The sequence below is a fragment of the Haladaptatus cibarius D43 genome (assembly GCF_000710615.1).
Classification (GTDB): Archaea; Halobacteriota; Halobacteria; order Halobacteriales; family Haladaptataceae; genus Haladaptatus; species Haladaptatus cibarius.
This window is the reverse complement of record NZ_JDTH01000001.1, coordinates 574,254-588,575: the sequence shown is the minus strand read 5'-3', so window position 1 is coordinate 588,575 and position 14,322 is coordinate 574,254. Positions and strand designations below refer to the sequence as shown.

Annotated in this window: 16 protein-coding genes; 7 read left to right on the top strand and 9 right to left on the bottom strand. The window is 56.8% G+C overall.

Annotation, left to right across the window (positions count from 1 at the left end):
- The first annotated feature begins 55 nt into the window (after positions 1-55).
- On the top strand, positions 56-688 hold the full coding sequence (cofC, locus tag HL45_RS03070) for a 2-phospho-L-lactate guanylyltransferase (protein ID WP_049969630.1): 633 nt from the start codon (positions 56-58) through the stop codon (positions 686-688).
- Between the two features lie 35 nt (positions 689-723).
- On the opposite strand, the gene HL45_RS03065 is transcribed toward cofC, so the two are convergent.
- Positions 724-1,467: a S26 family signal peptidase gene (locus tag HL45_RS03065; protein ID WP_049969629.1), complete on the bottom strand. Its 744-nt coding sequence runs from the start codon at positions 1,465-1,467 to the stop codon at positions 724-726.
- A gap of 119 nt (positions 1,468-1,586) precedes the next feature.
- Between HL45_RS03065 and HL45_RS03060 the strand changes: the two genes are divergently transcribed.
- From HL45_RS03060 to HL45_RS03045, 4 genes are all read left to right on the top strand, one after another.
- Entirely contained in the window at positions 1,587-2,849 is a 1,263-nt protein-coding gene (locus HL45_RS03060; RefSeq protein WP_049969628.1) for an ATP-binding protein, read from the top strand.
- Positions 2,850-3,455: a hypothetical protein gene (locus HL45_RS03055; RefSeq protein WP_049969627.1), complete on the top strand. Its 606-nt coding sequence runs from the start codon at positions 2,850-2,852 to the stop codon at positions 3,453-3,455.
- A 56-nt stretch (positions 3,456-3,511) separates the two neighbouring features.
- The gene (gene cofG, locus HL45_RS03050; protein ID WP_049969626.1) at positions 3,512-4,624 is read left to right on the top strand and encodes a 7,8-didemethyl-8-hydroxy-5-deazariboflavin synthase subunit CofG; all 1,113 of its coding nucleotides are present in this window, start codon (positions 3,512-3,514) and stop codon (positions 4,622-4,624) included.
- A gap of 177 nt (positions 4,625-4,801) precedes the next feature.
- Positions 4,802-4,996 carry a hypothetical protein gene (locus HL45_RS03045; RefSeq protein ID WP_049969625.1) on the top strand — a complete coding sequence of 65 codons (195 nt, stop codon included), beginning with the start codon at positions 4,802-4,804 and terminating at the stop codon, positions 4,994-4,996.
- Positions 4,997-5,146: 150 nt separating this feature from the next.
- Here HL45_RS03045 and cofH read toward each other — a convergent pair whose 3' ends face one another.
- The gene (gene cofH, locus HL45_RS03040) at positions 5,147-6,496 is read right to left on the bottom strand and encodes a 7,8-didemethyl-8-hydroxy-5-deazariboflavin synthase subunit CofH (RefSeq protein WP_049969624.1); all 1,350 of its coding nucleotides are present in this window, start codon (positions 6,494-6,496) and stop codon (positions 5,147-5,149) included.
- A gap of 144 nt (positions 6,497-6,640) precedes the next feature.
- Here cofH and HL45_RS03035 point away from each other — a divergent pair, with 144 nt between their 5' ends.
- Positions 6,641-7,660 (top strand): phosphoribosylaminoimidazolesuccinocarboxamide synthase, encoded by a 1,020-nt coding sequence (locus HL45_RS03035; protein ID WP_049969623.1) that lies wholly within the window; start codon positions 6,641-6,643, stop codon positions 7,658-7,660.
- Between the two features lie 510 nt (positions 7,661-8,170).
- Here the strand turns inward: HL45_RS03035 and lwrS are convergent.
- From lwrS to HL45_RS03010, 5 genes are all read right to left on the bottom strand, one after another.
- Positions 8,171-8,542: an LWR-salt protein gene (gene lwrS, locus HL45_RS03030; RefSeq protein ID WP_049969622.1), complete on the bottom strand. Its 372-nt coding sequence runs from the start codon at positions 8,540-8,542 to the stop codon at positions 8,171-8,173.
- Positions 8,542-8,817: a 4a-hydroxytetrahydrobiopterin dehydratase gene (locus HL45_RS03025; RefSeq protein ID WP_049969621.1), complete on the bottom strand. Its 276-nt coding sequence runs from the start codon at positions 8,815-8,817 to the stop codon at positions 8,542-8,544. Before HL45_RS03025 ends, lwrS begins: the two co-directional genes overlap by 1 nt.
- A gap of 87 nt (positions 8,818-8,904) precedes the next feature.
- Positions 8,905-10,203 carry a glutamyl-tRNA reductase gene (gene hemA / locus HL45_RS03020; protein WP_084156783.1) on the bottom strand — a complete coding sequence of 433 codons (1,299 nt, stop codon included), beginning with the start codon at positions 10,201-10,203 and terminating at the stop codon, positions 8,905-8,907.
- A 136-nt stretch (positions 10,204-10,339) separates the two neighbouring features.
- Positions 10,340-10,753, bottom strand: coding sequence for a DUF5778 family protein (locus HL45_RS03015; protein WP_049969620.1), 414 nt, complete (start codon positions 10,751-10,753; stop codon positions 10,340-10,342).
- 136 nt (positions 10,754-10,889) lie between these two features.
- On the bottom strand, positions 10,890-11,084 hold the full coding sequence (locus HL45_RS03010) for a cold-shock protein (protein ID WP_049969619.1): 195 nt from the start codon (positions 11,082-11,084) through the stop codon (positions 10,890-10,892).
- 145 nt (positions 11,085-11,229) lie between these two features.
- Between HL45_RS03010 and uppS the strand changes: the two genes are divergently transcribed.
- Entirely contained in the window at positions 11,230-12,147 is a 918-nt protein-coding gene (gene uppS, locus HL45_RS03005; protein WP_049969618.1) for a polyprenyl diphosphate synthase, read from the top strand.
- A 14-nt stretch (positions 12,148-12,161) separates the two neighbouring features.
- On the opposite strand, the gene HL45_RS03000 is transcribed toward uppS, so the two are convergent.
- The gene (locus HL45_RS03000) at positions 12,162-13,673 is read right to left on the bottom strand and encodes a right-handed parallel beta-helix repeat-containing protein (RefSeq protein WP_233274671.1); all 1,512 of its coding nucleotides are present in this window, start codon (positions 13,671-13,673) and stop codon (positions 12,162-12,164) included.
- Positions 13,663-14,271 (bottom strand): undecaprenyl diphosphate synthase family protein, encoded by a 609-nt coding sequence (locus HL45_RS02995; RefSeq protein ID WP_049969616.1) that lies wholly within the window; start codon positions 14,269-14,271, stop codon positions 13,663-13,665. The genes HL45_RS03000 and HL45_RS02995 overlap by 11 nt, the downstream gene beginning before the upstream one ends.
- Positions 14,272-14,322 lie beyond the last annotated feature (51 nt).

Sequence of the window (14,322 nt, the reverse complement as noted above, 5' to 3'; positions counted from 1 at the left end):
TTTTCCCGACGCTATTTTCGCAACCCCTTAACACGACAACCGAGTAGATGCGGTCATGCAGGTGGTGGTGCCGTTCTCCGCAAACGACCCGAAGACGCGACTGGCCGACATCCTCGCGCCCGACGAGCGCCGGGAGTTTTCGCTGTCGATGCTCGAAGACGTGCTCTCCGCGATTCGCGCGACGGGGCGAGAGCCACGGCTACTCACCACCAGTGCAATCGACATCGATGCACCGCAGACGGTCGATTCCAGACCGCTGACGCCCGCCGTGAACGACGTGCTGGCAGAGGGGAAACCGACAACAGCCACGGAACCCACCGCAATCGTGATGGCCGACCTCGCGCTGGTGACACCCGACGCGCTGGAACGACTCTTTTCGACTTCGGGCGACGTGGTGCTTGCACCGGGTCGCGGCGGGGGAACGAACGCGCTCGTCTCCCGCCACGACGAATTTCGAGTGGACTACCACGGAACTTCCTACCTCGACCATCGTCGAATCGCGGGGGATGTGGGGGCCTCGGTTACTGAAGTGGATTCGCACCGACTGGCGACCGACGTGGACGAATCGAGCGATCTCGCCGAAGTGCTGATACACAGCGATGGGTCGGCGTGCCGGTGGCTCAGAAAAGCTGGCTTTTCGCTTTCGGTGACCGAGGGCCGGGTGGCAGCGAGTCGAGACGGAACGTAGAAAAAGCGGAAAGGAGCAAACCAGGAAGCCGAACGCTACGCCGAGACAGCTATCGAATTGATGGTCGAATCGGTCGAGTTCGGAGCCGAATTTGTTACGGGATGGGTTTTTACCTCCAGCAGTTCCGGCGGCGTGGCGATGCCGAACTGAAGTCGAACGTGGCCGAGCCACGGAATTTTGAGCTTTGCCTTGCCGACGACCCACGACGGTTTGACGGGGGCAGTGTGTGCGCCGAAGCTAGCTTGGTCGTACCCGCCGTTGTTGTCGCCCTTCGTGATGAATCCGGCATGCGGGGCCGGACAGTTGGTCAACTGCTCGCAGTTGGTTGCAGTGCCAACGTAGTCGGGATTCGCTTCGTCGTACCAGTTCTCTCCGTCTTCAACCCAGAACATCGCGCGGTGGATAATCGGCACCGCCTGTCCGTTGCCGTTCGGCTCGAAAATTATCACGTCGCCCGGTTGGTTGAACTCAGAATAGCCGGAGTTTTGCCCGGCGCGGTAGGTCACGACCCCCGTATCGGCGTAGGAACCGTCACCCGCGAATCGGCCTTCTTCCATCACGAAGATGAGGTCGCCGCGCTCCATCTGCGGTTCCATGCTGCCGCTTTCGACGGCGACCATCGGCGGCCAGACGCCGCTTACAGCGAACAGGAGCAGACCGATTCCGACCGCCCACATCGCCGTTGTGAGGATTTCGCGGGCGATTGCGACCGGTTCGTCCTCGGTCGTTCTGAGCCAGTGAAGTAGTTCGCGTGGAGAAGCGTCGTCGGGAGGAGACATTCGTTGTTTTGTGTTGAAATCTAGGTGGCTTGAAGATTTGGGTTCGAAGAGTGTGGAAAGTCATTGAAAGCTCATTGTTTAATAGCAAGGCGACAGAACTAGATGACAATTGAAGAGCGATGACTAAGCTCACTCACATCGAGGTCGAGGGATTCAAGGGTATCGAGTCTCTCGAATTTGAACCTACAGATATTAATTTGATCACTGGTCGGAACAATACTGGGAAGACTTCAATTTTGGAAGCAGTAGATATGTCCGCTAGACCTAGCTCACTCAAGAATTTTGAGAATAATGTTGGGGACATAATAAACAAAAACAATAACAAATCGAGAATAGAAGTTACAACAAGTAATGAAAAGGTAGAGATTCAAATGGAACCAGCTTCAGCAGAAGAGGCGAAACTTTATTTTCTTGAATCTACAAGGAAGCAGGTTAAAAAATCATTAGAGGTGTTCTTCAACTCCACTAATGAGATTATTAATGAACCAGTTCCGATGGAGGAGATTATCACTCTAATACAAGAGACAACAATAGGAGTATTGGAGAGGTTATTTGAGCAAGAGTCGTTAGAAGACCTGCGAAATAGTTGTCTCATTTTGAGTATCAATGGTGCCAAAAGCCCATATATCATGTCGAATATTTATTCTCCCCTATCATTTGATTCAAAATCGCAAGTAGAGTCAGAAGTTTTTGAATATTTAGAATACAATATAGATGAAGAAACAATAACCGAATTACAGCCAATTTTAGAGACTTTTATCGAAATTGCCATTCCCGACCGTATCGAATCTATTCCAGAATTCCCAGATCACCCAACATATAGTAGCACATTCATAGAACATTCGAACAATTTTTTGGAAGAAGAGAAGAAGAATAACAACGAAGAGTACGCTGTTAAAGTGGACGATATTAACGATTACCTCAAAGAAGCAGATCTAGTGGACGACCTCAAAACCTTTAATTTAGACTATTTAATCTTCGAGAACGAAGAACGCGGTAAATGGCAAGTACCATTTGAGTTCATGGGTGATGGATTCAAAAGCATTGTTGGTCTTCTCTGGAAACTCATGGACAATGAATCCTCCAACAACATCGTCCTCATCGAAGAACCGGAAAACCACCTTCATCCCGGCTACATCCGGGAGTTGGTTCACTTCCTTATTGGCCTCGCGCGAGAAGAAAACATCCAACTGTTCATCACGACTCACAACAATGACTTCATCAACGATTTCTTCAACGAAAATATCCGAGACGAACGTCTAAACTACCTCGAGGAGGAGTTTTCGGTAGTCAAGATGGACGATTTCGGAGCAGAGATATTGGATTACGATACTGCAAAGAAGCATTTGGAAGAACTCCATCTCGACCTTCGAGGACTCTAAATGAAGAAAATCGTCTTCAGCGAAGGGAAGTACGACGTTCACTTCATAGATAAATTATTTGATAATAGTTCTGCAAATCCATCTGTCGATAAGTTTGTAGTCGAAAACGAATCTCGCTCGGACTTGAAGAACAAAGAATCCGAAAAAATACGAAACTTTTTGGAGCGATTCAACCCTTACGACGTGTTAATCAAGTCAGAAAACGGGAAACCAAATCTCAAACACGGATTCGTTTCTGTTCTCCGTCAATTAGCAAACGAAGAAGTCGAGAAATACGTACTCGTTGACCTTGACAACCGAAGTATCCATGATTTCCTTACTGATATAGAGGAACAAATGAACCAGCGATTTTCGGGATGTGGTCTCCGACTCGGAAATCGCAGTATAATCAAGGAAAATCGACACATGATTGCACAAGAGATCGAACTGCAAATCGACACAGGTCGTGATCCCAGAACTGGTTTCGTCGTTGTGGCATTCAAAACGAGTTTGGAAACGGTTGCTGACATCGGTGATGGCGATGGCCACAGCGAAAAGACGACTAAAATTGAATCCATATTGGACATCCGGCCAGTCAGTAGACTTCTCCAGACGACTTTTCTCTGACCACTCCAACATCCGACTTCCAAACGAACTTTTACCCACACCACCAACACCCGACAATGATTCCGGGGGCCGACGAGTACGACATCGACATCACGTTCGACGAGGCGGAAATCGACCGATTGCTTGCTGTCACCCCGGAGGACGTAGAGTCAGCAAACTCGCTTACCTACGCGAAAAACGTCTTCATTCCACTCACCACGGCTTGCCGGTACACCTGCACCTACTGCACCTACTTCGACCCGCCGGGGGAGGCGTCACTGCTCTCGCCCGAGGAAGTCCGCGAAATCGTCCAGATGGGCGTGGACGCAGGGTGTACGGAAGCCCTGTTCACCTTCGGCGACGACCCGGACGACCGCTACACGCAGGTCAACGACCAACTCGCGGAGTGGGGCCACGATTCGATTCATTCCTACCTCCGCGAGGTGTGCGAACTCGCGCTGGATGAGGGCTTGCTTCCCCATTCGAATCCGGGCGACCAGACGCCGGAACAGATGGAACTCGTCGCAGACGTAAACGCCAGCATGGGCGTGATGCTGGAGACGACGGCGGACGTGTCGGCCCACGCTGGCCCGCGGCAGAAAAATCCCGGCCAACGACTCGCCACGATTCGAACCGCGGGCGAGTTGGGCGTTCCGTTCACGACTGGCCTGCTCGTCGGTATCGGAGAGGACTGGCGCGACAGGGCCGAGAGTCTGCTGGCGATTCGCAAGTTGCACGAACGATACGGGCATATTCAAGAAATCATCGTCCAGAACGTCGTGCCGAACGAGCGGTCGCAGTTCGAGCAACCCTCGGTCGAAACGATGCGCCGGGTGGTTGCGATGGCCCGCGCGGCGCTCCCCGAGGAAATTTCCGTGCAGGTGCCGCCGAACCTTTCGCCGACGCGCGAACTCCTCGACTGCGGAGTGGACGATTTGGGCGGTGTCTCACCGGTTACGGACGATTACATCAATCCGGATTATGCGTGGCCCGCGTTACGGGAATTGGAAGACATCGCGGAGGAGGCGGAAGTCCCACTTCGTGAGCGTCTGCCGGTGTACCGGTGGTACCTCAATGACGATTCCGATGATGGAACGTGGCTGTCCCACCGGATTCGACGGGCTATCGACTCCGACGCCGAAGCAGGCGAGCGATATCGGTCGGTTATCGCCGAGTCGATACCGCGCTGAGCACGGGGTGTTTGGCTTGTAGCGTTCTATTTTAAGGGTTTAACGCACCGATACCGCAATTCCCCAGCTGAAATTGAAGGTTTCCTGGACGGATTTCGATGGTGAGATGGTATCAATCGCCATCCTGTCGGGCAACCCCAGAGAAAGGTTAAACTGAAACCGTCCATTCGCCCTACTGTGAACGGGTACAGCGACGATAGAAACGATGTCGGTTTCGGAAACGCGAGCGGTGGGCACATCAGAACTGACGGGTTCGTGATAACGAATCGATACCGAGAACAGGGAGAGACGTGGCTGGTCGTATCGAGTGTCAGTGCGCCCCTCGTCGAGATGTGTGTTCGACAAAGCGACGTAGACGCCGTGGAAGGCTGATAGAAGTTAGTGAGACATTGATTGACGGCTGTTTTGGGTTCCATTGATTCAACAGAGTACTTCGACACCCGCAGTCGCTATCCGTTCCGTGGAAACCGACGAGGACGGCGCGCGCTTCGAAATTCTCACGTGAGCAGAATTTCTGGAGTATCACCGAAGCAGTGGCGACCCGTTGGCACACGGCCCGAGTTCCGGACCGAACGGCGAATCGTCGGGGTCGATGGTTCGAATCTGACGATAGTCGGTCGAACGCTCCGCGGGCGTTCGACCGATTGCGGTTATCATCTCGACATACTCTTCGAACGAGCGGAACTCGCCGAACTCGCCGCCAGCGCGTTTCGTGATTTCTTCGGAAAGGATGGTTCCCATGAAGTCGTTCGCGCCACAGGAGAGCATTTTCAATCCCTGTGCGTCGCCGTACTTCACCCACGAGGATTGGATGTTGTCGATGTTGTCGAGAAAGAGCCGCGAAACCGCAATCATCAGTTCGTCTTCGTGCGTGGTCGCGCCAGCATCGACCATGCCGCGCTCGTACAGCGGCGTGTTCTGATGGACGAACGAGAGCGGAACGAACTCCGTTATCGTCTCCGTCCGGTCTTGGAGGTCACGGACGCGCTCCAGATGCATGACGCGGTGCATCTCGTTTTCGACGTGGCCGTACATGATGGTTGCCGTCATGTCGAGTCCGACGCTGGCGGCGGCCTCCATCGATTCCAGCCATTCGTTCGTGTCGATTTTGCCGGGACAGATGACGCGGCGAACCTCGTCCACCAAAATTTCGGCGGCGGTTCCCGGTACGCTTGCGAGGCCTGCCGATTGCAGTTTTCGGAACACTTCTTCGTAGCTCCACTCCGTCCCTCTCCGGGCGTGATACGCTTCCTCCGGCGTCATCGAGTGGACGTGAATTCCGGGGAGGTTCATCGCTCGAAGGTGTTCGACGTAGGTTCGGGGGTCGGTTTCGTAGGCGTCGGGCGATTTGTAGTTCAAATCGCCCCGGTCGCTGGCTTCGAGGACTTCTCTGTGTTCTTCGTCCAGCGTGATTCCGGGGTGGAGTCCGCTAACGGAGGTGACTTCGTAAATCCCGCGTTCACGGGCGCCAGCGACGATTTCGCGCGATTCTTCCGGCGTCTTCGTGAATCCGCCGTGTTCGCCAGCGCCGACCTCGAAATTCTGTGCCGTATTTTTGAAATTGCAGAACAGACAGCCGGTGTTGCAGGCCGTCGTGACGTTGTTGTTCAGGTTGGCAACGAAGGTGACGGGGTCGCCGACCATCTCCTCCCTGCGCCGGTCTGCGACCTCCAGCACCGACTCTTTTCTCCCGATGTCGATGCCGGGCGAATCGGTACCGGTCGTCAGCAGTTCGACGCCGTCTGCAACCGTCAGGCGCTCGCCGGTTCGCGCTTTTTCGAGCGCGTTCTCGAACGACTGATCGGTTTCGGGGACGTGTTCGAATCCGAACTGCCCCCGCGGAACGTTGCTCTCCGCGCGCACGTTAGCCATACGCCTTCATCCAGTTCGACCGTGAAAAAGCGGTGGGTCACGGCAGAATCCATCGCACAAGTATGTATATTGTTCGGCCACATGTCGGCTCATTTCAGCACGAGGATGGAAACTTCTTAGTCCGGGGACGGCAGACCACATACCATGACGAGTGTGAAGGAGTTCCGGGTCGAGCGGGAACCGACGCCGGACTCCCTCGGACGCGGCTCGTTCGTCTTTACTGACGACTACTCGGTGTTCGACTGGGGCAAGATGCCCGACGAAATCGCAGACAAAGGCGCGAGCCTCTGCACCATGGGTGCGTTCAACTTCGAACTGCTCGAAGATGAGGGGATTCCGACCCACTACCGGGGCGTCGTTTCGGACGGCGAGGTCGTCCCACTCGCGGATGCAACCTCGCCACCGACCGAGATGGCAATCGACCTCACGCAGGTTCCAAACCTGCCGCGCGAAGGGCGGAACTACGACTACGACCTGTTCCACAGCGGGGCCGACGACAACTACCTCATCCCGCTCGAAATCGTCTTCCGAAACAGCGTGCCAGTCGGTTCGAGTCTTCGCCGCCGCACCGAACCCGCAGACCACGGTCTCGACTTTCCGGAGTGGCCCGAGGGTGCGGTACAACTCGAAAAGCCGGTGGTCGAGTTCTCCACGAAATACGAGGAAGAAGACCGCTATCTCTCGTGGCGGGAGGCCGACAAAATCGCCGGAAAGGCCAGCGTCGAAACCCTCGAAGACCTCGCCCACGAGGTGAACGACATCATCACCCGGCAGGCCGCGGAAGCCAATCTCGTCCACGAAGATGGAAAAATCGAATGTCTCTACTACGACGGCGAGATTCGGGTCGGCGACGTGGTCGGCACTTTCGACGAAAATCGTTTTACCTTCTACGGCCAGCAAGTGAGCAAGGAGTTCATCCGCCAGTACCACAAGCGCGAACAGGAAGCATGGGTCGATGCAGTGTACGATGCCAAAGAACGCGCGAAAGAACAGGACATCGCCGACTGGAAATCGCTCTGCGAGGAACAACCGGAACCGCTTCCTGACGACGTGCTGACCGCCGCCCGCAACCTGTACGCCGCAGGCGCGAACGCCTACGTTGGCCGCGACTTTTTCGACGCCCCGGAACTCGAAGACGCCGTCATGGCTATCAAAGATTTGTGAAACTATTTTTAAGTCAGGTTTGTCGTCGTGACGATTGCAGAGACGAGACGCGATTTTCGTTTTGAGAGAGTTTCCCGAATCGGTTTTACTCGGGTGAGGGCTACAAATCCCGCCTGTCGGTCGCTCCCTCACTCAACCGCTCACTCGTGGCTTCGCCACTCGTTTCGTTCTCGCTCGACAGGAGATTGGTCGAACTTTTCATTGTATTTAGGAAGAAGAGTTTCCCCGGAAAACAGCAGGCCGAATTTGGGTTGGACGGGCGGGCCAGTGGCCCGCCCGTTATGGGGAACCTGGTGTCTCAAAATCGCGGCGCGATTTTGATGGCAGGGAAGAGCCTGCCTCTTCCCGTGGCAACGGGCGAGCGAAGAGGGAGCGAATGGCGAAGCCATGAGCGACTGCGTGAGCGAGGGCGTGACTTGGAGTCGGGAATTGCAACTACGGAAACAACACACCAATTTACAGTTCGTCACCAAACCGAACTGATGAAAAAGTCAACTACTGTCGTTCGTGCTAGTACTCGACTTCGACGGAGCTACCGAGGTATTTCGAAATCACTTCGGAAACCGAGTCGGCCTTGAAATCCGCTAAATTCGCCCCAATCTCGGCTTTCAGGGCGTCGTAGTATTCTCCGTCGGTTTCGAAGGCGCGGTAGTTCACGCCGGTCACCGGGACACCGAGGGCATCGCTCGTCAGGTCGCTGAAATACCGCTCGTCGCCGATGTCGCCGCGCCAGAGGTTGTCGCGGAAGAACAGCCACCCGTCTTCACCCGGTGGGTCGGCCTGCCGGGACATGCGGGTTTCGAACTCCCGCGGTTCGAGCGCGAGGCCGGAAACGGTCGGTTCGAGGCGGAACCGAACCGCGAAGACGTAGCGGGCGTCCATCAGCGAACGTCGTCGAATCGCTCCGCCATGTCCACATCCTTGGTGGTTATTCCACCCTCCTCGTGGCTGGTCAGGCGCACCTCGACCTCCTTGTAGCTGATGATGATTTCCGGGTGGTGGAACTCTTCTTCGGAGATTTCGCCGACTTCGGAGGCGAACGCGACACCTTTGAGATAGTCGTCGAACTCGTAGGTGCGGGTGATTTCGTCGCCCTCGCGCTCCCAGCCGCTCGGCATTCGCGTCTGAACCTCGTCGTCGGAAAGCAAGTCTGCCATACGGAACCAGACGACTGGAATTAAGATAAAAGCGTTTGCCGTCTCTGTGGTATGTTGCTTTCAGCAGTGACCGAGAAGTGAAACGTTTCAGTCGTCTGCGGCGGATTCGAGTCGGTTCGCAATGAATGCCGGAGGTTCGTCGCCGAACTCGGGGTCGAACAATTGGAGGGCGGTGTTGATGGTCGTCCAATCGTCCTTCGCCGCCGCGTCCCGCAGGCTCTTCGTCGGCGGCGCGAGCAGTTGAGAAACCAGCGCGTCGGCCATGGATTCCACGACTGCTCGCTGGTCTTCGTCCATGCCCTGCGACTCAAGTCGGACGAGCGCAGTCTGTAGTTCTCGCTCTTTCACGCGCTCCGCACCCTCGTACATCGCGGCGATGGCCTCGTCCGCGCGCTTTCGCTTGTACTGTTCGAGCAGGTTCTCGAACTCGCGGTCAACCATCGTCTCGACCGATTCGGCGGCGGCGCGCCGCCTGCTTCTGGTTTCATCCGTCACGGACTCCAGCGCGGCCATGTCGTGCACCGTGATGCCGTCCAGTGCGGCCACCGCAGGCGAAACGTCCCGCGGTTGTGCGATGTCCACGACCAGCGTTTCGCCGCAGTCCGAAAGCAGATCGGCGTCGAGGACGTGCCCGTCGCTTCCGGTCGCCGTGACGACCACATCTGTCCGTGGAAGACACGCCGGAAGTGCCTCCAATCCGACTGCACGAGCGTCCAGCAGTTCGACTTCCTCCGCGACCGTTTCGGCACGCTCAAGCGAGCGGTTTGCAACGATGAGCGTCTCGATTTCGGCGTCGGCCAGCGCGTGGGCCGTGATGGTTCCCATTTCGCCCGCGCCGACGACGAGCGCAGTCGCGCCGTCCAAGTCGTGCTGTTCGTCCGCGAGCGCGACCGCGGCACTGCCGATGGAGACGACGCCCTCGTTGATTGCCGTCTCCGTGCGAGCGCGCTCGCCGACGTGAATCGCCTTCATCAGCGCCTCTTCGAGCATCGGCCCGATAGCGCCGATTGCTCGCGCGGATTTGTACGCACTGCGAACCTGCCCGATAATCTGGTCTTCACCGAGGACGATGGACTCAAGCCCTGCCGTGACGCGGAGCAAGTGGCGAAGGCTCTCTTCGTGGCCCATCGTGACGACCGCATGGTCTTCGACATCGGGTGCGAACTCCGCGAGGATGGCCGCGCCAGCGGTCGGCGTGTCGGTAACGATGTATGCCTCGAACCGGTTACACGTCTGAAGCGCGAACGCCTCCGAGACGCCGGGTTCCTCGACGAGTCGGGAAACGACCGCCTGCTGGTCGGTGTGACAAGCTGTCGCAACGTCGTCAAGAGACGCCCGGTCGTGGGAAACGCGGACGCCAGAGATAACGCCGCCACTCCCCGTCACAGCTTTTGCCTCCGGCGGATATAGAATATACAGTTCATACGAAACGCTCCCAATTGTTCTATCAGACCGTTAGAATGGGCCATATGTAAATGCTTCTGACTTGCCTCCGTATTGCCGCAGATTCCACTCCGTTGATTTAACTGTGATCCTTCCCTTCGACGCCTGTAACCTCGAAACCGAGGTCGCGGATGCCGTCCACAATGCCCTGTTGGTCGGCGCTGGCTTCGTAGTAAAAAACCACGTCGAACGTACCGTTTCGGAGCAGTTGTTGGCACTCCCAGACGAACTTTTCGCCGTCGAGCGTTAGCCCTTGGTGCTGATTCGAGGAAAAATCGGTGTCGTCGGTACCGGAGTAGACGTAGGTGTCTTTCGGGTCGTGGCCCGCATTTTCGGCGATAACGTCGCCGATGTCCACGCAGGCTTGGTGCATCTCGATGTCCGCGTCGCTTCCGAGGTCGGTGTGAACGATGGCTCCGTTGAGTTCTATCTCGCCCGGTTCCAGCAGTTGTTGCGTGCGTCGGTAGAGGTCGTCGTCGATGACGCTGTCCATATCCGAGGATGTGCGGCCGACGTTATACGACCTACGGTTGACCGCGTGACTCACGGCCACAGACACCGCTCAAAAATTGTGGTTTTCGCGCGGCAGTGTACACTCCCGCGAGAAGTAATCGCTTCCGATACCGTACTTACAGGCGCGTGACGTTGGTCGCGCGTGGACCTTTGTCAGCCTGTTCGATGTCGAACTCGACTTCTTGGCCCTCTTCGAGGTCTGGGCCGCCAACGTCTTCCATGTGGAAGAACACGTCTTCGTCTTCGTCGTCTGTTTCAATAAATCCGTAACCACCGGTCTCGTTGAAGAAGTCAACCGTACCTTTCGCCATTGCATTCTCCCAGAGTGATTCTATCGTTAAAAAGGTATGCAAGTTCCCGAGCACATTGTGAACACAATGCGTTGCAAATGAAAGCATCAGCGTCGTTCGGAAGACAAGGCTGATACCAGTCGGGTGAGTGAGAGAGAACAAGACGATGTTGACGCGGGTTCGGCGACAGTTGGAAACAGCGTACGAGCGACATCTGCGGCGAACCATCTCGGGGGCTCCCACCCACGTCGCAGTCATTCAAGACGGAAACCGGCGCTACGCCACAAAAAAAGGCGAAGAGGCCTCCGACGGTCACCGCGAAGGCGCGAAAACGACCGAGCGCGTCCTCGACTGGTGTGAGGACATCGGCGTCGAGGAACTGACGCTGTACACTTTTTCGACCGAGAATTTCGACCGTCCGAAAGACCAACGCGAGGCCCTGTTCGACCTGCTTGAGAGCAAGCTGTACGAGTTCGCCGATGCCGAGCGCGTCCACGACAGCGGCGTCTGTATCCGTGCCATCGGCGACGTAGGGGAACTCCCCGCCCGCGTCCGAAAAGCAGTGGACTACGCCGAGGGACAGACGCGCGACTACGACAACTTCGTCCTCAACATCGCGCTGGCCTACGGCGGCAGAAACGAACTCCTCGGCGCGGCCCGCGACGTGGCCCGCGAAGTCGAATCCGGCGACCTTTCCCCGACGGAGATTTCGGTCGAAACCATCGAATCGCGGCTCTACGACCGCCCGCTTCGCGACGTCGACCTCATCATCCGAACCGGCGGCGACGAGCGAACCAGCAACTTCCTCCCGTGGCACGCAAACGGCAACGAGGCCGCCGTCTTCTTCTGTACGCCCTACTGGCCCGAGTTCTCGAAAATCGACTTTCTGCGCGCAGTGAGAACCTACGAATCCCGCGAGCAGTCGTTCCATCAGGCGAAAGTCCAACGCGCGGTAGCACTGGTTCGGGCAATCGGCGGTGTGGAACTGGACGAGGCCCGCTCGATTATTCGCAAATTTAGGGAATACGTGCCGGATGGGGTTTCGATGGATGAGTTGGAGAGCGAAGAGCGGACGACGGACTGAGGAGTCCAACTCCATCAAATAGCGTCGTACACCGATTCACCCAACTGCGACAGCGAACCGATTCCGTCCGTCTTTATATTTCGCGTCATTGGCGTCAAACCCGGCGCGACGATTGGCGTACCGCGAACCCGCAACCGAGCGTCGTGAATTTTCGTCCCCCGGCCGTCCTTGATGGTGATTCCGTCCCGAGTGCCGAAATGGTGCTGAACGGAAATCTGTTCGAATCTGCATCCATCTCGTCCCGCGAGCAAAACCGCGGTTCCCTCTGGGGCGGTTCCGTACATCGAGACGTTTTTGCAGGTGACGTGAGTGTTCGACGGAAGCCGATTCATACTCGGCATCGTTTCCGGGTCGTATTCGGTGGTCGGCGTGCGGATGTTGATGGCCGGGACGCTCTGGTTCGTCTGAATCGTCGTGTTCCTGATTGTCGCGCTCCCGAACTGCTTTTCGACCACGACTCCGCCGGAACTGTAGGTTCCGGACAAATCCGTAATCTCGACGGTGCAATCCTCGATGACTGCGTTCGTGCCCTCCTCCAACCAAATGCCGCGCATGTTCGGCTTTGCCTTCGGATTTCGCGGGTTGTTCACGCGAACGGTCGCGTCCTTCACCCGTGCACCGCTGGTTCCGCCGCCGATTCGAATCTGGTCGATGCCGTTGTTCGCGTAAATTCCGCCCCGAACCACCAGCGGGCCGGAATGCGGAGAGGCGTACAGACCTTCCGCCCAGTGTTCGATGCGGCAGTCCACGAATTGCAGCGACCCGTCTCCTGTGTGCGTGAAAATCGCGTTTCCATTCCGCGACCCGCCGCGCATATCGAGGGAATCGACGAGCAGTGACGCCGACCGCTCGGGAACTTCGAGTTCGAGGGCACTACGCGGATACGCTTCGCGACTTCCTTTGAACTGCAAGTTTCGCAGGACGTTCTTTCGGCCAGCGACCGAGAACGCGACGACGGGAGCCGCGGTCGGTGCCGTGTAGTCAAAGGTAAACCCGTCGAACAGAAGGTTACGAACCGATTCGCCGTACATCCAGTTTCCCTGTTCGGACGGCGGAACTTGCAAGGTTGCTCGATTTCCGACGAGTCCGCAGTTCGAATAGCCCGAAAGGTCGAGGTTCGAGAGTCGGTAGGTTCCGGGGGGGAAATAAAGTAGTGTGTCGTCGTGCATCGCACGGGTAACGACCGAATCGACCGGTTCGACACCAGTGCTATCCGCGTCCGTCCGTCCGAGGTCTACGACCGTCTCGAATCGGTTACGATACGGGGCGAGAACCGATTGTTTGCTCGGTTCCGAGATACTGTTGCATCCAGCGACTGCGGTTGCCAGCGCGACCCCGGCGACTCGAAGATAGTTTCGTCTGGTCGTTCCGTCGCGCTGAGTTGCCATTCCTTCGGGACAACTGTCGTCCGCTATTTCGTAATTATGCGCGTAAAATGGGTCAGGGCGGGCGTAGTCGGGATAGGCGAACCTTTCGATAGTGAGTTGGAAACCGCGCTCGATAGGATGTCTTCGCTTACCGACCAAACCGTCGCTGTCGATTCTTGTAATCCAACATTGCCCGCAGATAGTCGCGCCGGCGGAAATCCCGCCAGTTCACGTCGGTAAAGTACAGTTCCGAGTACACCGACTGCCAAATCATGAAATCCGAGAGGCGTTCCGCGCCGGTTTTGATGACTAAATCGGGGTCAGTCGGAAACACCAGTCTCGATTCGATTGCCGACTCGTCCACCTCGTCTGCGGACACGTCGCCGGATTCCACGTCCTCCGCAACCGCCCGTACCGCTTCCGCGAACTCGCTTTTGCCGCCGAGTCCGATACTCACTTGAATCGGGGCGTCGGCGGGCGTGAGGTCGTCCGGGCCGCGCACCGCGATTTCTCGGGGGGCGCGAACGTTTTCGAGTTCTCGCTGGAGGGTCGGCACTGCGCCGGAGTCGAGAACGCTCACGTAAATAGTAACACGCTTTGCGCCGTGGTCGAACGCCCAGTCAAAAAATGATTCGAGCGTTTCGTACGCGCCCTGCTCCAGCAGGTCGCGTTCGGTGATGACGACGGCAATGTGACTCGGCGGGTCGGCCCCGTGGCGGCGGACGCGAGCCGTGAGGTACTGGTCGTAAACTCCCACTGGCCCGAAATTGCCGCTATCGTCTCTTAAACGTCACGCCATCCTCCGTTC